Source organism: Algoriphagus chordae, from assembly GCF_003254055.1.
Lineage (GTDB): Bacteria > Bacteroidota > Bacteroidia > Cytophagales > Cyclobacteriaceae > Algoriphagus > Algoriphagus chordae.
In genome coordinates this window covers 1-19,132 of sequence record NZ_QKZT01000034.1, presented here as the reverse complement: position 1 = coordinate 19,132, position 19,132 = coordinate 1, and the positions used below count along the sequence as shown (strand labels likewise).

Annotated in this window: 22 protein-coding genes; 18 read left to right on the top strand and 4 right to left on the bottom strand. The window is 39.6% G+C overall.

The window, feature by feature from the left end; all coding sequences use genetic code 11:
* Positions 1-635 precede the first annotated feature (635 nt).
* The gene (locus LV85_RS21695; protein WP_111323397.1) at positions 636-1,073 is read left to right on the top strand and encodes a hypothetical protein; all 438 of its coding nucleotides are present in this window, start codon (positions 636-638) and stop codon (positions 1,071-1,073) included.
* A gap of 223 nt (positions 1,074-1,296) precedes the next feature.
* Here the strand turns inward: LV85_RS21695 and arsB are convergent, their stop codons facing one another.
* From arsB to LV85_RS21670, 4 genes are all read right to left on the bottom strand, one after another.
* Complete coding sequence (gene arsB / locus LV85_RS21685) at positions 1,297-2,352, bottom strand: ACR3 family arsenite efflux transporter (RefSeq protein ID WP_111323395.1); 1,056 nt, start codon at positions 2,350-2,352, stop codon at positions 1,297-1,299.
* 1 nt (position 2,353) lies between these two features.
* Positions 2,354-2,986, bottom strand: coding sequence for a protein-tyrosine-phosphatase (locus LV85_RS21680; protein ID WP_245942397.1), 633 nt, complete (start codon positions 2,984-2,986; stop codon positions 2,354-2,356).
* A 21-nt stretch (positions 2,987-3,007) separates the two neighbouring features.
* Positions 3,008-3,478, bottom strand: coding sequence for a DUF6428 family protein (locus LV85_RS21675; protein WP_111323393.1), 471 nt, complete (start codon positions 3,476-3,478; stop codon positions 3,008-3,010).
* Positions 3,479-3,727: 249 nt separating this feature from the next.
* The gene (locus LV85_RS21670) at positions 3,728-4,060 is read right to left on the bottom strand and encodes an ArsR/SmtB family transcription factor (RefSeq protein ID WP_111323401.1); all 333 of its coding nucleotides are present in this window, start codon (positions 4,058-4,060) and stop codon (positions 3,728-3,730) included.
* A 260-nt stretch (positions 4,061-4,320) separates the two neighbouring features.
* Between LV85_RS21670 and LV85_RS21665 the strand changes: the two genes are divergently transcribed.
* From LV85_RS21665 to LV85_RS21585, 17 genes are all read left to right on the top strand, one after another.
* Positions 4,321-5,823 (top strand): glycoside hydrolase family 88 protein, encoded by a 1,503-nt coding sequence (locus LV85_RS21665; protein ID WP_111323391.1) that lies wholly within the window; start codon positions 4,321-4,323, stop codon positions 5,821-5,823.
* 266 nt (positions 5,824-6,089) lie between these two features.
* Positions 6,090-7,292 (top strand): BaiN/RdsA family NAD(P)/FAD-dependent oxidoreductase, encoded by a 1,203-nt coding sequence (locus tag LV85_RS21660; RefSeq protein WP_111323389.1) that lies wholly within the window; start codon positions 6,090-6,092, stop codon positions 7,290-7,292.
* A gap of 112 nt (positions 7,293-7,404) precedes the next feature.
* Positions 7,405-8,214, top strand: coding sequence for a DUF6503 family protein (locus LV85_RS21655; protein WP_111323387.1), 810 nt, complete (start codon positions 7,405-7,407; stop codon positions 8,212-8,214).
* A 267-nt stretch (positions 8,215-8,481) separates the two neighbouring features.
* Positions 8,482-9,345 (top strand): helix-turn-helix domain-containing protein, encoded by an 864-nt coding sequence (locus LV85_RS21650; RefSeq protein ID WP_111323385.1) that lies wholly within the window; start codon positions 8,482-8,484, stop codon positions 9,343-9,345.
* An 87-nt stretch (positions 9,346-9,432) separates the two neighbouring features.
* Positions 9,433-9,636 (top strand): hypothetical protein, encoded by a 204-nt coding sequence (locus tag LV85_RS21645; protein ID WP_111323383.1) that lies wholly within the window; start codon positions 9,433-9,435, stop codon positions 9,634-9,636.
* Positions 9,633-10,247, top strand: a complete 615-nt coding sequence (locus tag LV85_RS21640) for a ferric reductase-like transmembrane domain-containing protein (protein ID WP_111323381.1) — start codon at positions 9,633-9,635, stop codon at positions 10,245-10,247. The genes LV85_RS21645 and LV85_RS21640 overlap by 4 nt, the downstream gene beginning before the upstream one ends.
* Positions 10,248-10,259: 12 nt before the next feature.
* Positions 10,260-11,120 carry an SDR family oxidoreductase gene (locus tag LV85_RS21635; RefSeq protein ID WP_211318456.1) on the top strand — a complete coding sequence of 287 codons (861 nt, stop codon included), beginning with the start codon at positions 10,260-10,262 and terminating at the stop codon, positions 11,118-11,120.
* An 11-nt stretch (positions 11,121-11,131) separates the two neighbouring features.
* Entirely contained in the window at positions 11,132-11,860 is a 729-nt protein-coding gene (locus LV85_RS21630) for an SIP domain-containing protein (protein ID WP_111323377.1), read from the top strand.
* 134 nt (positions 11,861-11,994) lie between these two features.
* Positions 11,995-12,960 carry a hypothetical protein gene (locus LV85_RS21625; protein WP_111323375.1) on the top strand — a complete coding sequence of 322 codons (966 nt, stop codon included), beginning with the start codon at positions 11,995-11,997 and terminating at the stop codon, positions 12,958-12,960.
* Between the two features lie 246 nt (positions 12,961-13,206).
* Entirely contained in the window at positions 13,207-13,551 is a 345-nt protein-coding gene (locus tag LV85_RS21620; RefSeq protein ID WP_092897405.1) for a protein-tyrosine-phosphatase, read from the top strand.
* 21 nt (positions 13,552-13,572) lie between these two features.
* Positions 13,573-14,019, top strand: coding sequence for a hypothetical protein (locus tag LV85_RS21615; RefSeq protein WP_146260530.1), 447 nt, complete (start codon positions 13,573-13,575; stop codon positions 14,017-14,019).
* 229 nt (positions 14,020-14,248) lie between these two features.
* The gene (locus tag LV85_RS21610; RefSeq protein WP_111323371.1) at positions 14,249-15,085 is read left to right on the top strand and encodes a maleylpyruvate isomerase N-terminal domain-containing protein; all 837 of its coding nucleotides are present in this window, start codon (positions 14,249-14,251) and stop codon (positions 15,083-15,085) included.
* Between the two features lie 102 nt (positions 15,086-15,187).
* Positions 15,188-15,901, top strand: coding sequence for a formylglycine-generating enzyme family protein (locus tag LV85_RS21605; RefSeq protein WP_245942396.1), 714 nt, complete (start codon positions 15,188-15,190; stop codon positions 15,899-15,901).
* A gap of 90 nt (positions 15,902-15,991) precedes the next feature.
* Positions 15,992-16,414, top strand: coding sequence for a hypothetical protein (locus tag LV85_RS21600; RefSeq protein ID WP_111323369.1), 423 nt, complete (start codon positions 15,992-15,994; stop codon positions 16,412-16,414).
* Between the two features lie 270 nt (positions 16,415-16,684).
* On the top strand, positions 16,685-17,812 hold the full coding sequence (locus LV85_RS21595) for an ATP-binding protein (RefSeq protein ID WP_111323367.1): 1,128 nt from the start codon (positions 16,685-16,687) through the stop codon (positions 17,810-17,812).
* 93 nt (positions 17,813-17,905) lie between these two features.
* A complete protein-coding gene (locus LV85_RS21590) occupies positions 17,906-18,280 on the top strand; it encodes a hypothetical protein (protein WP_111323365.1) in 375 nt (124 codons plus the stop codon).
* 404 nt (positions 18,281-18,684) lie between these two features.
* Positions 18,685-19,047, top strand: a complete 363-nt coding sequence (locus LV85_RS21585; RefSeq protein WP_111323363.1) for a hypothetical protein — start codon at positions 18,685-18,687, stop codon at positions 19,045-19,047.
* The last annotated feature ends 85 nt before the right edge of the window (positions 19,048-19,132 follow it).

Below are 19,132 nucleotides of genomic sequence, written 5' to 3'. Positions count from 1 at the left end.
GTTACCCCCGCACATAAGGGACTTTCACCCTCTGGAATAATTTGATATCTTCGATACCAGATGCCCATGCTGGGCTCACACATAACCTAAACTGCATTAAAACGCAGTTTAGCCGAACGTCCGGTGGTGCATAAAAAAAGAACTGAATTGAAAAGATATGGCATAAGCGGACTTGGAGCGGACAAAAGAATATTTGAGAAATTAGCCCTCGAATGCGAGTTCATTCCAAACGACTGAATTCAACCATTAGAAAATGAATCAATCCATGACTTTTCTTTACGACTTTCAAAAGCTTTCTGGATACGGGGTCTGCCCGATTCTCGAGATAGGCTGTCAATACCGGATTTTGTAGTCCCGCTTCCTTCACTGCATGCCTCAGGGCAAACCAGCTTGCAGCTTACTTACAGGTTTCACCAACTCGCCTGTAAGGGACTTCCACCCTCTGGAATAATTTGGTATCTTCGATACCAGATGCCCATGCTGGGCACACACGATGTATATAAAAAATAGGCGAAAAAGTAGTAAAATCAATGTTTTTGGCTTGTATCTAACTTTATGTCAAATCGAAAGTTTCGTGCTTAGTAATAGCCTACTTTTCAAATACTAACCGTTGGCAAACATTAAAACCATCTAAAATGAAATATATTTATTTAATACTTTTGATTTTATGTTTCTCTTGTAATTCTGACAATGCAATTACGGAAACTGAAAAAATTGAATTTGAGAAAATGGCGCAAGATTGGCATAATAAATATGTACAGGGAAGCGTGAATTTGGCAGATATTTTAGCCGGAATGGATGAGAACATTGATATGTGGGAAAATGGAAAGGTTTGGACTTACAAACAGGTTGAAAAGTTTGGGCCGCATTTACCAAAGAAAAACGTCCTTGAAACTTATAATGACCAAAAGCTTTTGAAAAAAGACTTGGGTTATGATTATGTTAGTCAAAAATATATATCAACTATGTCAGGCGATACAATGCGTGAAACTTCTTCACGATTGTGGGAATTGAAAAATGGAAACTGGAAAATTGTTCAAATGAATAATCTGATAAAAAAAGAAGTTGACTAAAAAACGTTTGCCAATATTTAGAAGCATATCTCACATCATCTGCCTGGGTGCTACAATCATTTTGGTGGGATATCAAGTCTGTATTAACAGAAGAATTGAGAGTGTTAGCTAAACTCTGTCCTTCCCTTCCCTTGGGGTACCCCAAGGGAAGGGAACTAATTTATGTCAAATATTTTGTAAAGGAAGAAAAGGAATTAGACTATACCCAACCTACTGAATTCTCTTAAGCTTCCTCCCTTTTCACTTTAGGATAGTACTTTTTCTTCAGCCAAAATGCCACTCGAACAAGCAGTATCAAAGCCGGAACTTCCACCAAGGGGCCAATCACACCTGTAAAGGCCTGTCCGGAATTCAGACCGAACACAGCAATTGCTACAGCGATAGACAACTCAAAGTTGTTGCCAGCAGCAGTGAAAGCCACGGAAGCCGACTTGTCATAATCTGCTCCCAAAGCCTTGGTCATGAAGAACCCAATCAAAAACATCAGGGCAAAGTAAATCAAGAGTGGAACTGCTATTCTGACCACATCCATAGGAATCTGCACAATCAGTTCGCCTTTCAGGGAGAACATTACCAAAATCGTAAAGAGCAATGCCACTAGCGTCATAGGCGAAATGGCTGGAATAAATTTGTTTTGATACCAATCCTCTCCCTTTGCTTTCACCAAAAAATGCCTACTCAAAATCCCCATCAAAAATGGAATTCCCAGATAGATCGCTACACTTTCGGCAATAGTCCAAATAGATATGTCGACAATGGCTCCGTCAAAACCGAAATACGGAGGAAGCACCGTGATAAATATCCAAGCATAAAAACTATAGGCAAATACCTGAAAGATACTGTTCAGTGCCACCAATCCAGCTCCATATTCGCTGCTTCCCTCAGCCAGATCATTCCACACCAACACCATCGCAATACATCTCGCCAACCCAATCAGAATTAAACCCACCATGTATTCGGGATAATCATGCAGGAAAATTATGGCCAAGGCAAACATCAAAACCGGGCCGATAATCCAGTTCAAAACCAAGGATACCGACAAGATTTTGACATTTCTAAAAACCTTCGGAAGTTGCTTGTAATCCACCTTGGCCAGCGGTGGGTACATCATCAAGATTAGACCAATAGCAATTGGAATATTGGTTGTACCGACGCTAAAAGAGTTAATTACCGTAGAACTGGAAGGAAAGAAATACCCTATCCCCACTCCTATAGCCATCGCTAGGAAAATCCAAAGTGTGAGGTACTGATCGAGGAAACTTAGCTTTTTGTGAGCCATTTTAGTTAGAGCTAGTTATTTGGGAAAAAACATAAAACATCTCAGAAGCGATTTGCATGGAGCGCTCATCATACTTACTGGCTTCCTCAGGAGTATCATCGAAGGCTTTTGGATCCTCATAACGCACCGGAATACGATTCTCAGTACCAGGAATAAATGGACAATTCTCATCAGCATGTGCGCAAGTCATCACCGCAGCAAATCGATTTGTTCTATTGATAGCATCATCAAAAAGCTTAGAAAAAGCTACAACAGGTTCTGCATCATCTGAGTGAAAAACAAAATAGGTTGGATTAACTTCTCCTTTTTTCGAAACTCTAAAACCCGCTCTCTTGATAGATTCCACCGCTCGTTCATTGAAAGCAGTCACCTCTACCCCACCGGAATAACAGGACGCAGGAATCCCAAAATAGTCTGCGGCAGTCTGGGCCCAGATCTGGGAAAACTGGCTTCTTCTGGAATTATGAGTGCAGATAAAGTTGAGGACAAGCTCTTCACCGGACTTGACTTTAGACTGAACGTAGTCAATCAAAACCTGTAGAACTTCCAGTCTTTCTGATGAAATGGTAAGAGTTCTAGCCTCTTCCACACTGAGTTTGAGCGCGGGCAAAAGTGTGATCTGTGTCGTATGCATAGCTTCGGAATTAATTTTCTATTAACAACAGCCGGATCCAGGAGTACAAGATTCCTCAGTAGCTTGCAAAGTAGCCAGTCTTACTCTTGGCTTTTGCTCCGGAATACCGCATTTTTCCTTCGCCAAACAATCAGTTTGCTTACTAGTCAGAAGGAAATTAACTCCGTCGAAATCCAATCCAAATTTCCCGATAGTCTCCGCCTGATACTCTACTTCTACTTCAAAATCTTCTAATTCCAATACTTTCTCAGAAAGCTCAATGATGCTCAACAACTTCTCTGGATGAAGTCTATGATTGTAATCATCCGCATTCCAAAGTTGGAAATTAGCGACATTCTCATTTCTCACAGTCCCTCCACAATCAATAAAATGCTTGGTGATTTTACCCACTTCAGTGACATGAAAGTGAGTCGGAACCAATTCTCCAGTTGGCAATTGAAAAGCGATAGTTTCCAAGTTAGCCAAGGCTGATTTTACTTCAGATAATTTCATAGTTCAATTATTTAGTGTGATAATTCGATTTTTAGATTTGATTTTTATAACTATTCTCAATTATACCTGTGGTGAAACTACCTACTGCTCAGCTCGACAAGCTCGGTGACTGGATAGAAATGTGGTGGAGTGAAGGTCAGGAATTGCGGTTAAACCGCAATTCCTGACCTTCCCAACTTTACAATAAAGCTCCGGTGGTCGAGCTTGCCGAGATCCACGGGCATAAAAGTGGATATCTATATTCTTTTACTAGCAGCAGTTACCCGATGCCGAGATATCCTGATCAAAAAACTCATTCAAAAGCTTTTTCATTTTATCCCAGTTTTCTCGGTCGATACAATAGCAAACACTTGTTCCTTCTATATTTCCTTTGATCAGACCCAGCTGCTTCAATTCCTTCAAATGCTGGGAAATCGTAGGTTGCGCCAATCCTATCTCAATTACTAAATCCCCGCATACGCAGCTATCCATTTTGAACAGATGCTGCAGAATAGCGACTCTGGCTGGATGCCCAAAGGCCTTTGCGAATACAGCTATTTCATTCTGCTGCTCGGTAAATATTTCCGTTTTGGTAAGTCCCATAGCTACCATTGTTTCATTGCAATATTACGATAGACAATTTTCAATACCAAAAGGTTCATGTAAAAATCGAATTGTATTACAAAAAAATAAAGATTCATAACCTTAGTTAGCGTTACAAGCAGCATTAAAGCTTTTACAGAAAAGATGATCAGCTGTTCTTTTTTATCATTTCATTAGAAAAGAAACTGTGAATGAGGTATTTTTTGAGAAAATAGGTAAACAGATAGATATATTTTTCAAGACGGGAAAAGCAAAACACTATGCAGAGAAGAAATTTTTTAAAGTTCATTCAACTTGGAGGAGTCGGACTATATCTAAATCCAAACATTTCATTCACAGCACCTCAAATTAGAAGAAACGATACTGACACGAACAGGATTCCTTTGCAGGTACTAGGGCAGTCTGCAGAAATTTCGGAAGACTTACGAATTGCATTTGACTGGCCTTATTATGTGATGAACCCTGAGGACACTGTATTGCTAAAACCTACCAATGTACCCCAAGTCAATTATATTTTCCTACGGGTTACCGTCGCACTGGAAATGTGGGCCGAAGCCCGCTTGCTAATATCTATCCCCAACCAGGAAGGCACAGAATTGGGTTTCGTGGACATTCGAAATTCATCGGTATTGGTCCCTTATCAGCTGCAGATTGATAGCAAACACATTGAGCAGATAAATAAATTTGGTTTGCAAATGACGCTCGAATCACCTAACAAATTTGGTTTTTTTGATCAAATCCCCAGCCTTGCTGGCAATCAACTATTCACACCACATTTACTTTCCTCTTCCAGTGAAAAAGGTACTGTGGACGATTTTCTAAACTGTTTCATGTCTCTCAGTTCGATACAGGCATTTGGATGGAGAGAAGGCACTGTATTGGATGGCTTATGGCAATTGTATTCGCGCAAAGGAGAAGAGAGAGCCATTGAGGCGATTAACGCACATTTTGATTTGTTCTTCGATGAGGAGCAAAATTTACACTATGAAAACTCACGGAATGTACCGAGAGATAATGAGATCGATGGTATAGAATCAACCATCCCCTATGCTACTTTAGCCAGAATCAATCCTAGCCACCCTATCCTGAAAACAGTAATTCAGGCATGGGATGAGTACTCAGAACCTAATGGTATGGTGACCGACGGAACCACCCTCACAGCAGAGGGATGCTATACAGTAGCATACCCAATGGCGGTAATTGGCAAGTCAACTAATAATCCCGCCTTGCAAAAAAGAGCCTTAGAGCAATTAAAGCACCGATTCCCGCTAATTGAAGGCGGAAATCTAAACCTACGATACAACACAAGCAACCAAACTTATACATTCAAAAACTGGGCAAGAGGGGGAGCATGGACCTTATTAGGTTTTGTCAGAACGATGGCAGAATTGAAAGATGAAATGCAAGACCAGGAAGTCATCAATAAATTCAAGGAAGGCGTAGATTATGCAATTGCCATGCAACAGGAAAATGGTCTCTGGAATGGCTTTATGAACTCAGAAAATGCTCCTGACACTTCAGGATCTGCTGGGATATCTGCTGCTATTTTGATTGGTGTGAGAGAAGGTTTTTTACCAGAATCTTATCGGAAGTATGCAGAAAAATGTTGGAAGGAGTTACCAAATTTTCTGACTCCAGACGGCTTATTACTAGGAGTTTCTCAAGACAATCGAGGAGGACTAGCCTTGCAGGAAGGTAACTATCGAGTCATCGCTCAAATGGGTATGGGATTAATGGCTCAACTGTATGCGGAATTGCCCTAAGCTCTAAAAAACATGATTAAGGGATTTCTAATGCTATCTTTTGCTTTGCTACATAGAGCTGAGTAATTCGCCTATTGAATTATCGATGCTTAACTTCGGTTGTTAAGTGTTTTGAAATTTTCATCATAAAAATGCACTATTCAGCTCCTGTACTGTGCGTCCCTTTTATGACTTAAAACAAATCGATCTGTCATTATCCGCATCTTTGCCTCGTGAAAATCAGATCTTACACACCCTTGCCCAATAAGTAAACCTATATTTTTCTAATGAAGAAACTAACAATTATTGGAGGAGGCCCCGCCGCACTCATGCTCGCGGCCGAGCTAGACATGAGCAAGTATAAAGTGACGCTGTGCGAGCGAAAAAAGACTACAGGTCGGAAATTTCTCGTCGCTGGAGAGGGAGGATTGAATCTGACTTTCAATTCCTCTGTAGAAAAGCTGATTTCTCATTACTTCCCAAGTGAATTTATGGCGCCTATCATCCGTCAGTTCACCAACAAAGACCTTATGAGCTGGCTAAATGATCAGGGCATTCCAACATTCATTGGATCGAGCAATCGGGTTTTTCCAGAACAGGAACTGAAACCTATCGAGGTACTCAATAAAATCCTATCCTATATTTCATCCAGAGAAATTGAATTCAAACTTGACACTAAATGGATAGGCTGGAACGAGCAAGGACAGCTATGTTTTGAAGCCATAGAGGATATTGAGTCTGATATTGTTGTTTTCGCCTTAGGTGGAGCAAGCTGGAAAGTGACTGGTTCTGATGGTGGATGGAAGAAAATATTTGAAGCCCGAGGCATACGAGTTCAGCCATTTAGAGCAGCCAACTGTGCTTTTGAAGTTGACTGGGAAAAGAACTTTATAGACACACACGAAGGGAAACCCTTGAAAAATATTGCACTAAGCTACCAAGGTCATGTTTCCACAGGAGAGTTGGTCATTTCCAAATTCGGTCTGGAGGGAAATGCCATTTATGCCTTGAGTCAGAAGATTCAAGAGCAACTTCTCGTTAAAGAATCAGTACTAATTCATCTGGACCTAAAACCAACCATGACAGTGGATCAATTACGATCAAAATACAAGAATTCCACCCGATCTAAGGTGAGCGACATTCTGAATAAAGATCTAAACCTAGATCGAAGATCCATCGGACTTTTAAAGCAATTCTGCGATAAAGACACCTTTTCAAATCCCGATCTGCTTTTGGCAACGATCAAATGTATTCCAGTTCGCCTCCAATCCGCAGGCGTCATCGATGAAGCTATTTCTACATTAGGCGGCATCGCTTTGGATGAAGTAGATGAGAACTTTCAGTTCAAAAAAATCCCCAACTCCTACGCCATTGGAGAGATGCTAGACTGGTACGCTCCTACTGGAGGTTATTTATTGCAAGGCAGTTTCAGTATGGGCTTCGTGCTAGCGAAATACCTTAATGGCTTGGAGGTAAATGTAGAGGACTGATAGATTACTAACTTTGCGAAAGCAACTTGTATAAAAAGACACAAACAGGACCCAAAGCCCTTGATTATTTAACTCGAAACTCACTGGATTTTAATTGAACCAAACTATGCGAATGAATTCTATCACGAAACTCAATGTATTAAGTCTTGTTTTTTTAAGCTTTCTGCTAGCCTCCTGCCAGGATAAAAATCAGAAAAGTCCAGAGTTTCAAAACAAGGGCCATGAGTTAGTTTACGAGATGGTGCAGAAAGTGGGAGATTTCAGCAGTCTGGCGGATAAAAAAAGCGTCGAATACACCTATACCTATGTGACAGCTGATGGTGGCACCGATATTTCTCAAGAGAAGTACCTTTTTGATGGCGAGTACTCCTATGGAAGATACACAACTCATGAGCGAACACTGCCTCAATTCGATGGAGACATAGAGCAGGGATTTAACGGGACTGAGTATTGGCTAAAGCATAATGGTGAAGTGATAAACGATGAAGAGGCGCTAGCTAGAGTTAAATTTAACCGACCAACGAATTACTACTGGTTTGCTATGATGCAAAAGCAGTTGGATCCAGGAATAAATTACGAATACATTGGCGAGCGGCCAATAAACGACAAAGAATACCACATTGTAAAAATCGCCTTTGATTCCCCTGATGACAAGCCGACAGATATCTACCAGTTGTATATTAATAAGGAAACCTCAATTGTTGACCAATTCCTATTCACGGTAGTTGACTTTGGAGTAGAGGAAACTCCCTATTTGATGCTTCTTGACTATGAGGAAATTGATGGTCTTTTGATCCCAACCAAGCGAAAGTACAAAGCCTCTACTTGGAACGCCGACCTTTCTGACGAAGGATGGATCACAGTTAACTGGACAGACATCAAGTTTGATACTGGCATCACGAAGGAGGCTTTTGAGAAATAACAGGAGTGTCGACACTGATAAGCTACTAGCATTAAAAAATCAAAGAATTCCCAACAATATACAAATGGAAGTAAACTGGCCTCGACTTCGCTCGGCCACCGTGTTTATTGTTTTATATGTAGGGAGAAAGAGACGGCTCCGCCGCCTCTTTCTCCCTACATATCACCTCATAATATAAGTCGTGCCCTGAGGAAGGACGAAGGGAAAGTTCACAAAATATGTTTTGTTTACATACGAGTTCACGAACATCCATAAAAAGATTCACCCTTGAACAGCATCCCAAACATATCTTTTAAAAGTACCGAAGGAAGCACGGACATTGAATTTCTAAGCTTAGCAGAGTTGTTCTCACGCATAGAAGAAAATCCCAGTCACAACCCTCACCTACCCCATAGAATTTCCTTTTTTGCTTTGCTGATCGTGACGGAAGGCAAGGGAGTACATCAGGTAGATTTGAAAAACTATGCTGTCCAAAAGGGCTCTGTACTCAAAATCGCTAAAGGTCAGGTGCATGCTTTCCAGAAAAATTTTCAATACGATGGCTATCTGGTGGTCTTCACTGAAGATTTTGTTTTAAGGTATTTCTCAACCTCTTCGATCAATTTCATTTCCCATTTGTACAACTATCACATTTCGGAGCCACTGGTAGAACACAGCCCTTTCAATGACTTTTTTCTGGAGAAGGCATCAGAAGAACTCCAAAGCAAAAATAGCTATGCTCAAAAAGAAATAGTCGCCAAAATACTGGAGATCTATTTATTGAAATTAGAGCGTCACGCACAGCAAGATCTTCCAGAAAAAGGGAACAAAAAGCACCAAGCACTTTTCACCCAATTCAAAGACCTGGTAGAGAAAAACTACACACAAACTCGAAATGTGCTTGACTATGCAGCCATGCTCAATATCTCATCCAAGCATCTCAACCTGATCCTGCGGGAAATCACTGTTAATACCGCCAAGCACTTTATCGATCAGTATGTGATACTCGAAATCAAACGAAACATATTTAACAGCGAGATTAGTCTGAAGGAAGTTGCCTTCCAAACTGGCTTCGATGAAGTGACTAACTTCACCAAGTTTTTCAAAAGACAGACTGGGCTTTCACCCAAGGAATACAAGTCCTCTCTTTAAAGGATTGGTTTCATATTTACCATTCTTAACAAGTGATTCACCTTTACTTTAGGAATCATTAAAGTGAACTTTGCTCAAAAATAAATCATGAGCACAGTAGCTATATGCCCCACCTGCGGGAGCCATTCCAGAATTAAAGAAGTTGAAGGAAAAGTCAGGTATCAGGCAGTTCAAGACGAGGAAGCCTTCAAAAAAATCTCTCAGTTGAAAAAATCCATGGAAAAATTTAAAGCCAAAGCTGAGCAACTGGAAAAAGAGCTGGAAGATTTAAAAACTGAGCAGTCTACATGAGTTTCATCAAAAAAAATTACGGCTGGATGATCGTCGCTCTTCTGGCTCTTTTACCCATGATTGTTTTAGCTAACTTGATCACAGTTGAGCTGAATCATGGGCTCTCCATCACACTGGCTGATGGTGAAGAGGAAGGCAGAACAAGTTTGGAAATGTTATACCACGTTTCTGGCGAGTTCGCAATCAGATGGATGACTGCAGTACTCACCTGCACTCCTCTGTTTATCCTCTTTGGTGTGCACAGTCTATTTGTAAGACAAGCCATGGGTATTGCCTCCGCAGTGTGGAGCATACTTCACTTCGTTATTTTCATTTGGGCAGAAGGATTTATAGAGACCTTTTCACAATTCAACTACATCGCTGGATTTGTGGCGGTACTACTTCTGATTCCACTTCTTTTTACTTCCAATAGAAAATCAATGAAGAAGTTAAAGGATAAGTGGAAAAAACTACAGAGTTTGGCCTATGTTGCCATCTTATTGAGTCTTCTGCACGTTGCTATTTTAGACAAAACTTGGGCTATTTACGCCCTGATAGTTGGCATTGGCTTTATCATTCGAATACCAGCAGTGAAAGAGAAAATCATTGCGCTGAGATCAAAAAAATCATAACTCATTACTATTATGAAAATTGCAGTAACATCGGCAAGCGGTCAGTTAGGCGCCGCTATCGTAAAAGCTCTAATTCAGGAAATTGGGGAAGAAAAGGTAATAGCCATCGCACGTACACCAGAGAAAGCTAAACACCTCGGTGTGGAAGTTAGAAAAGGCGATTACAACAGCCCTGAAGATCTTAAAATTGCCCTAAATGGTGTGGACAAAGTCTTGCTTGTATCGGGAATGGACGAACCTCAGAAGAGAATCCAACAGCACAGAAATGTGATCGAAGCAGCGAAACAAAATGGCGTTGCTAAACTAGTATATACCAGCATCGTAGGAGACGAAATCAATACGGCATTTAGTCCCATAGTGCAGAGCAATCGACAAACAGAAGAAGATGTGCGTGAATCGGGATTGCAATGGGTGATTGGCAGAAACGGCATATACATAGAACCAGATTTGGAGTACATCGACAGTTATGTGAAAGAGGGAGAAATAAGGAATTGTGCAGGAGAAGGAAAGTGCAGCTATACCAGCAGAGAAGAGTTAGGTTTCGCCTACGCACAGATGCTTTTGGACGATACGCACAACGGAAATACCTACAATCTGGTAGGTGAAGCCATCACACAAAAAGAATTGGCGGCCTACATCAATCAGGTTTATAAGACGAATTTGAAATACACCGCCGTTTCTGTGGAAGAATACAAAAGGGAACGTCAAGCAGCTTTAGGGGATTTTATGGGGACGATCATTGCCGGCATTTATGAAGGCATTAACAATGGAGTGAACGATGTGCCTTCTGATTTTCAAAAAGCATCAGGAAAACTTCATAAATCTCCCTTGGCGATGATAGAAGCGTATCATCAAAATCACCCTACCTCCTAAGCTAACCTCTAATGAGCATCATAGAAAACATCCTAAAATCAGTAGTCTTGGATGAGGCGATCATCACAGAGAAAGTGGCACTTTCTACAACAGCTTTTAGAATTCGCCTGAAAAGTGGCAGCATCCGCAAAGCCAATTTTATTCCCGGTTCCTTCTTACGAATGGGAATTGGTATAGGCAATGAGCAGGTGTCTATGAAAGACAAGATCAGAAGCTACAGTGTGTGGGATATCAACAAATCTGAAGGCTTTATAGAGGTAGCCATTGCCACGCACAGTTCAGGAATCGGCTCGCAATGGGTGAAAAATTGTCAGGTCGGCGATACAGTTTATTTCAAATGGAAAAAAGGCAATTTCCTGGCAGATGATACCGCGGATAGCTATGTGCTGCTGGGCGACCTCTCAGCACTCTCGCATCTATATATGATCAACCGCTCTATCGGAAAAGACAAGCAGGTAGCCAGTATAGTTTACAGCCCTGAGAAATCTGAGCAATTCCCAGATATTGACGGAAGTTCGCCTCTTGATTATTATGAACTGCCAGAAAACCCAAGCGAGCAGATCATTGCCAAGCTAAGAGAAATCGCTCCTACGCTAAAAGGGAAAAAGATGGCCTACATAGCCGGAGACAGCAGAGTTTGCGTAGCCGTAAATCAATTTTTTAGAAAAGAGCTGAAATGGGAAACCAAGCAAATCAAAACAAAACCATTCTGGAACCCAGAAAAGAAGGGATTGGAGTAGTTGTCGACTTTTGGGGTGATAGCAAATTTAATCTACTTCCCTATAGAAGCTCTTGACGAAATTCTTAATTTAGGCTCAATACAATTAAGCAGGCTGATTGCTTTAAAAACCAAAACAGAATAGAAGTCAAACAAGTGAATACATCCAAATATTTAAAAGGACTAGCCTATGGAATTTCTTACGGCCTTGCAGCAAGAGCAATTTTTGCCTTAGAGACCAGTGAAAGTGCCTTGCTTCCAACATATGGATTAATGACTTTGTCCTTTATGTTTCTGGTTCCTCTAGCAATTGGCTTGCTGACAGCATATCACCTAGATTCCATTACTAGCGCCTCGAAAATCCTTATCATCACAATGCCGATATTTTCAATATTGGGACTAATACTGATTACAGTGCTTACAGGTAGTGAAGGACTTATTTGCGCAATAATGGCGATTCCAATATTTGCAGTAATGTCGCTAATAGGAGGCTTCATCGGAGTAAATGCTTTTAAAAGACGAAAGAATGATAAAACCCTAGTGTCATTAGCACTTCTACTACCCTTCTTGATTGCTCCTATAGAGAATCTTTTAGGGCTTCAGGAGAAGATTTTCACCGAAACAACATCTATCACTATACAATCAGACGAACAAGAGATTTGGCAACAAATAACTCGCGTTAATAGAATATCAGAAGATGAAAATAACCTAACACTTTTTCAATTTATGGGATTTCCAAGACCCATTGAAGCTGAATTAGACACTGTAGCAGTTGGCGGGATAAGAAAGGCCATTTTCGCTAGAGGGTTGTTTTTCACTGAAACTGTGACTGAAGTTATTCCTCATAAAGTTTTAGCATTTACTATCCAAGCAGACCCAAACTCAATTCCCCCAACAGCATTAGATCAACATGTGTTGGTGGGTGGAAAATATTTTGATGTTATGGAGGGTAAGTATGAAATTGAAAACATTGGCAAGGATCAGGTAAAACTTATACTCACTTCCAAATTCAGGCTTTCAACTCCCTTTAATTTTTATAGTGGACTCTGGAGTAAATTTATCATGAATGACATTCAAGTAAATATTCTAAAAATCATCAAAGAAAGAAGCGAAAAGATCTAATAAAGAAAAAAAATCGACTTGAATAAGTTCATCTGTGGGGCTATTTGAGATTGGCAATCTCGAAGCACTATCCAAGCATTTCCAATATAAATTGCATCCTCTTTTTATTTGGTGAGGGTTAGAAACCCTCCAATCTATCCTGAGATATGAATTCCCGAGGAGCCAAAAAACGCCCCCATCTAGCTTTTCGCTTTCTGGGGCATTTTGAATTTTAGTTAGTTTACAATTATTTACAATATTTATTAGATGAACGATAGACCAAACATTCTGGTAGTTTGTGGAAGGAACAAACGAAGAAGCAGAACCGCTGAATATATTTTTAAGAACGATCAACGCTTCAATATTCGATCTGTGGGACTAAGCCCTAAAAGTGAACGTCAAATCAAAGAACGTGATATCGAATGGTCGGATTTGATATTTGTGATGGAAGATGGACAAGGCAACCGGATTTCCGGAGCATTTCGACACTTAGAAATTCCTGAAATTGAAGTTCTCCAAATTGAGGACGAGTACGAATATCTGGATGAAGAATTAATAGAAATGCTGACTGACCGGATTAACTCTACGCTGGGAGTGATTTATAATATCTAGGAACAAAGCGATATATGAAGAATGAAAAAAATAATTTTAGCAATAATCGTAATGTTTAATATTGGGTGTTCAATGAATAGACCAATGATTGATTGTTTTGACCCGAATAACTCTTCCTCTGACACAAGCTACTATGTCTCAAATAAATCATATCAAGGATTTATATTTCCGGCGAAATATCAACCCATGATTTCAATTAATGAACAAAGATTTACTCCAAATAAAGACCAAATTGAAAGAGTGGAATTAATTTTAGCACAGGGCCCGGAGGATTCTGATTTAAAATACAAGCGCCAATATTTAGGCAGTTTGAATACTAGTTTAGATTCCCTAATTACTATTAGATTGCTGAGAAGAGGGTTTAGAGAGGAATGTTTTGACAAAATTGTAGCTTTTGGATTTGGCGAATATTACGAGAAGAATCAGCGAATAAAAGTTGTTAATCTCAAAACAAAAGAAATTGAATAAAACCAGACCAGAGCAATGTAAAATCCATGGCTTAAGGAGCTAGGCAACACATATTGATTTTTTTTGGAAGTATGCAACAAAGAAATTCCCCTCTCCTATAGATGCTCTTGACGAAATCTTTAATTTAGGATCATTTAAAACCTGAAGACCTGCGAACAATCCCGATATAGACGCAATGGGGTTAGGTGAGTTGCGTATAGACAAGTGTTGTGTGTGATTAAAAGTACTAATGAAAAAAGCAGAACAGATAGATGTAGTTGCCTTAATGTCAGAACTTGATACGTTACTATTCAAGTTATTGGAAGGGTTATCAGCCGATGATTGGGATAAGCAAACTATCGCACCTAAATGGAAAGTGAAAGATGTTGCAGTCCACTTACTGGACGGGAATCTGAGAACACTTTCAATGCTACGTGATGATTATTATGGTGAAAAACCTGAAAATATTAACTCATATCAAGATTTAATCGATTTCTTAAATAGACTAAATGCCGATTGGGTTAAAGCGACTAAAAGACTCAGCCCAAAAGTCATAATTGATTTAATAAAATCTTCGGGAAAAGAATACTGCGATTTTTTAGCCACCTTAAACCTCAACGATAAAGCTGAATTCTCAGTAGCTTGGGCAGGAGAGAATGAATCAAAAAATTGGTTTCACATTGCAAGGGAATACACCGAAAAATGGCATCATCAACAACAGATTAGACTGGCCGTTTGTGACGAACAAAAGTTACTTGACGAAAAGTGGTACTTACCATTTTTAGATACTTCAGTTAGAGCCCTTCCCCATCATTATCGGAATGTAAAAGGAGCAGCTAAGGATTTGATAAAATTTACTTTTATAGGGAAAACAGAAAAAAGTTGGTTTTTGTACTATGACAACGGTTGGGCGTTGTTCGCATCTACAAATCAAGAACCCAATTGTGAAGTTAAAATACGAGATAATTACGCTTGGAAAATATTTACGAAAGCCATAAATAGAGAAGAAGCGATTGAAAATTCAGAAATTATTGGTGATATAAAACTCGGCGAAAAAATATTCGATATGATTGCCGTAATGGCATAGATGAAAGTAAAACCACACACAACACTGTATATGCGATTATTCTCCCTATCGGTCGCACTACGCATATACTAACCGTTACCGGCAAGCTTAGACAACGACACAGTGGAAACAATAAAGGGAAAAATAGATACAGAATTGGTTGACAAGCTATTTGTAACCATTCCAACAGGAACTGTAGACATGAGAGACGACCGAACAAGGGAAACTTGGTCGGTTAACATAGACTCCTATGAACTCAGAAAGTTCCCGATAACGCAAGAATTTTATAAAGCAATAACTGACAAGAATCCTTCTACGTTCATTGGTGACAGATTACCTGTTGAAACAGTTTCTTGGATTGACGCTGTGAATTTTTGTAATGGACTATCTAAATCTTTAGGAAAAAACAAATGCTATACTATTGATTTAGCAACTGAAAAGGTAACCTTGAATTCAAAAGCAAATGGATTTCGATTACCAACAGAAGCCGAATGGCAGTTTGCTTGTCAAGCCGGAACTAAAGAAATCAGATACGGTGAATTAAGTAAAATTGCTTGGTTCAAAGAGAACTCGATTAATCGAACTCAAGAAGTTGGACTGAAGAAACCTAACGAATGGGGACTTTATGACATGTTGGGTAACGTTTGGGAATGGTGTTCAGACATATATGACGAAACAGTTTACGGTAATTACCGTGTTTTCCGTGGTGGTGGTTGGTGTGACCAAGAAAGGAGTGTTATGGCCACAACTCGAAGAAGAAGTCATCCTTTTTCGTTCAAAATAGAAGACTTAGGATTCAGAATAGCGACTAACCTGAAAAATGAAAACAACAGCTAAACACGGTATATAGCAAATAGGGCGTTCGGTGGTTAATAAAAGTTTAGTGCAATTTACTAACACCGCCAAATCGTTGATTTGGCTTTTAAAATGAAAAAGTGGATTAAAGAACGACTGGACTACTGGGATTTAAAATCATTCTTCGGGACAGTGGTTTTTATTTCAATTTGCCTTTACGGAATTTACTACTATTCTGACATCCGAGAACGATTCCGACAGACGGACTTAGAAACTTTCAAAGGACACACTACTGGAGAAATTATTTCAATTGAACCAATTGTAAGGAATAAACAAACAAAGTGGAAAGGGACCGAGATTTATACCGACAGTTATAAGATCCGATACACTTATACGGTCAATGGACTAAGTTTTGAAAAAACAGGCTTTATTCAACTTAGTCCCAAGAATGAGAATTTATTAACGAGTATACTGGAAAGAAAAACGACCGACACTTTCGAAATACATTTCGACTTGGACGACCCAGATAAAAGTATTTTGGCTGTCCTGGACTGAAGTGCTGCAGCTAGCGTCTAGGTTTTCGTTGCGTGCACAGCCCGAACAACCAGATCTTCCAGCGCCTCGACATTTGTAATCTCGAAGCTTATCCGTTGAATGTCTAATTCTTACTCAGCAATACCTCTCTAGTAAACATTTGCATAATTAGCTCCTCTGGATTTGCAATCTCCAATCTAAGAAACTCGAAAACATGAAATATTTCGATCGTAACCGAAAATTAACATGTAAATTTTCGGTTACGATCGAGAATTTACATATGTTTAACTCATGATATCTCGTCAAATAGAATCTGAGCTGCGAAAAAGGATTCATCAAGGAAAGCTTTTGGTAATCATCGGGCCTAGACAGGTAGGGAAAACTACGCTCATGAAGCAGGTCTTGGATTTTCCTAATGAGAAAGTTTTATGGCTAAATTGCGATAACCCAGATGATCGCCAGAGCCTTTTTGAAGTTACAACTTCAGCCCTAAAGTCCCTTATCGGAGGTTATAAATTGGTAGTACTTGACGAAGCTCAACGTGTACCAAATATTGGTCTTACGTTGAAAATATTGGCAGACGAATTTCCCGAAGTTCAAGTCATAGCTTCAGGTTCATCAGCATTAGACTTAGCCAACTCAATTAAAGAGCCGTTGACAGGTCGCAAACGAGAGTTTCAACTTTACCCAATTTCTACACAAGAACTTTGCTTGCATACTTCTCCTAGGGAAGAGAAACGACTTTTGGAGCGGCGGATGATCTTTGGCTTTTATCCAGAAGTAATCAATCATCCAAGCGAAGCACAAGAAGCACTTCAGGAAATTACCAGCAGCTATCTCTACAAAGATATTTTGAGTTTGGCGGATGTTCGTATGCCTACAGTTTTACAGAAGTTATTACTGGCTTTGGCACTTCAGGTCGGTTCAGAGGTTACATTTAACGACCTGGGAAATACAATTGGGATAGATAAGGAAACAGCAGAAAAGTATCTAGACTTGCTAGAAAAGGCATTTGTGATTTTTCGTCTGAACTCGTTTAGCAGGAATATGCGTCGAGAACTCAAAAAAAGTAGAAAGATCTACTTTTGGGACAATGGCGTGCGAAATGCCATTATCAATAATTTCAACTCCCTGGATTTACGAAATGACAAAGGAGCGCTTTGGGAGAATTTCATAATCTCTGAGCGAATGAAATACCTGAGCTACAATCGCATTCATTCTAACGTTTATTTTTGGAGGACAACGACAGGGAAAGAACTGGACTGGCTGGAAGAGCGTGAAGGCAAGTTATTTGCTTTTGAGGCGAAATGGAATCCAGAGCGAAGGGCCAAATTGCCTCTGGGTTTCGAAGAAGCATATCCAGAAACTGAGTTTCGAGTTGTTAATAAAGAAAATTATTTGGATGTGATCACAAAATAAATGGGATGCTGGAGAATTGCGGTATAGTCTCAATAGGTAGCGAGAGTTGCATATACAGGTTGGATACAAGCTGATAAAATAAACCACTTAAAATTGTTCGATTTCAATACAAAACTTATAGCAACGATTGTAATTATCATTATAGTTGGAACTTTGATCTTCAAAGGTGAGTCTCAAGACATTGAGGTTTTTAGATGTAATTGGTCTCTAAATATGGAAATGAAATCATTTAATGGAATGTTGAAAGAAAAATATATTGATAGATCAAACCATAATAAAGCGACTCTTATTATTTCCGATAATAAAATGGAATATCAAATAACATTAGTAAATGAAAAGAACAATATTTTTGAGAAGCTTGAAATTGGTGATTCGATTAATAAAAGTAAAGGAAGCCTTCAAATTATTGCAATTAGAGATAAAGAAGAATTCGTTTATCAAATGGACTATGGTTGCAGAAACTTATAAAAATATTCTGCTCTTCAACTCCCGACAAATATTGCGCATGTAATCTCGACGCTATATCCTAGGGTTTGCAATCCTTTATGATGTCCTCAGAATTTCAAATTCTGAGAAACAAACAAAATTAAGACTCTAGAGAAGCAGGATAATTAAACTTCGCGGCCTCTGCGAAACCCTCCGTGAACTCAGCGGTTAAAAAATAATGTCCCCATCTAGCTTTTCGCTTTCTTGGGCATTTTGAATTTTAGTTAGCCTTTTTAAAGAGACAAGTAAATATATTCTCCTCAACTTCAAATACTGTTGACGAAACCCTTAATTTAGGCAGAGCAAAGACCTGTGGACAATCGCGATATAGACGCAATAGGATTAAGTGAGTTGCGTATATACAGGTGTTGGCGTGCATTTGAAAAATGAAGAAACTCATAGTCATATTAACAATTATCGTTATCGGACTGACTGCCACTTGGTATTTCGACATTTGGAACGAACCAGTCGAGACAATTGACGAACTCATCGGACAGAATTATGACTATGCTCACAAAATGTATTTTCGGACAGACCCAGACAGAAACTACACAATTAACGTCAACCACAACTTAAACGAATTTGATGGTGGAATTTTAAATGAGAAGAAAATCCTGACTGACTCGATAGTTCACGTTTTTACCTGGGACTACCCAACACACAAAATGACCATTTGGGTCGGACAAACAGAAAAAATGGAAAGCCAGGTAATTGACGCCATTCGATACAGCAACAACGTTCAATTTTGAAAGAAGGAAAAAATAAAAAACGACACGCCAATCGAGTAGACGGCCGTGAGCCATAAGCCCACGGTGCGCCTCTCACACCACCGTA

What these genes read in the sequence shown, in the direction of transcription:
- LV85_RS21630 (WP_111323377.1), top strand. Translation starts at nt 11,132, where the DNA reads ATGAGCATCATAGAAAACATCCTAAAATCAGTAGTCTTGGATGAGGCG.
- LV85_RS21695 (WP_111323397.1), top strand. Translation starts at nt 636, where the DNA reads ATGAAATATATTTATTTAATACTTTTGATTTTATGTTTCTCTTGTAAT.
- LV85_RS21595 (WP_111323367.1), top strand. Translation starts at nt 16,685, where the DNA reads ATGATATCTCGTCAAATAGAATCTGAGCTGCGAAAAAGGATTCATCAA.
- LV85_RS21610 (WP_111323371.1), top strand. Translation starts at nt 14,249, where the DNA reads ATGAAAAAAGCAGAACAGATAGATGTAGTTGCCTTAATGTCAGAACTT.
- LV85_RS21670 (WP_111323401.1), bottom strand. Translation starts at nt 4,060, where the DNA reads ATGGGACTTACCAAAACGGAAATATTTACCGAGCAGCAGAATGAAATA.
- arsB (WP_111323395.1), bottom strand. Translation starts at nt 2,352, where the DNA reads ATGGCTCACAAAAAGCTAAGTTTCCTCGATCAGTACCTCACACTTTGG.
- LV85_RS21645 (WP_111323383.1), top strand. Translation starts at nt 9,433, where the DNA reads ATGAGCACAGTAGCTATATGCCCCACCTGCGGGAGCCATTCCAGAATT.
- LV85_RS21600 (WP_111323369.1), top strand. Translation starts at nt 15,992, where the DNA reads ATGAAAAAGTGGATTAAAGAACGACTGGACTACTGGGATTTAAAATCA.
- LV85_RS21675 (WP_111323393.1), bottom strand. Translation starts at nt 3,478, where the DNA reads ATGAAATTATCTGAAGTAAAATCAGCCTTGGCTAACTTGGAAACTATC.
- LV85_RS21640 (WP_111323381.1), top strand. Translation starts at nt 9,633, where the DNA reads ATGAGTTTCATCAAAAAAAATTACGGCTGGATGATCGTCGCTCTTCTG.
- LV85_RS21635 (WP_211318456.1), top strand. Translation starts at nt 10,260, where the DNA reads ATGAAAATTGCAGTAACATCGGCAAGCGGTCAGTTAGGCGCCGCTATC.
- LV85_RS21660 (WP_111323389.1), top strand. Translation starts at nt 6,090, where the DNA reads ATGAAGAAACTAACAATTATTGGAGGAGGCCCCGCCGCACTCATGCTC.
- LV85_RS21655 (WP_111323387.1), top strand. Translation starts at nt 7,405, where the DNA reads ATGAATTCTATCACGAAACTCAATGTATTAAGTCTTGTTTTTTTAAGC.
- LV85_RS21620 (WP_092897405.1), top strand. Translation starts at nt 13,207, where the DNA reads ATGAACGATAGACCAAACATTCTGGTAGTTTGTGGAAGGAACAAACGA.
- LV85_RS21665 (WP_111323391.1), top strand. Translation starts at nt 4,321, where the DNA reads ATGCAGAGAAGAAATTTTTTAAAGTTCATTCAACTTGGAGGAGTCGGA.
- LV85_RS21680 (WP_245942397.1), bottom strand. Translation starts at nt 2,986, where the DNA reads ATGCATACGACACAGATCACACTTTTGCCCGCGCTCAAACTCAGTGTG.
- LV85_RS21615 (WP_146260530.1), top strand. Translation starts at nt 13,573, where the DNA reads ATGAAAAAAATAATTTTAGCAATAATCGTAATGTTTAATATTGGGTGT.
- LV85_RS21585 (WP_111323363.1), top strand. Translation starts at nt 18,685, where the DNA reads ATGAAGAAACTCATAGTCATATTAACAATTATCGTTATCGGACTGACT.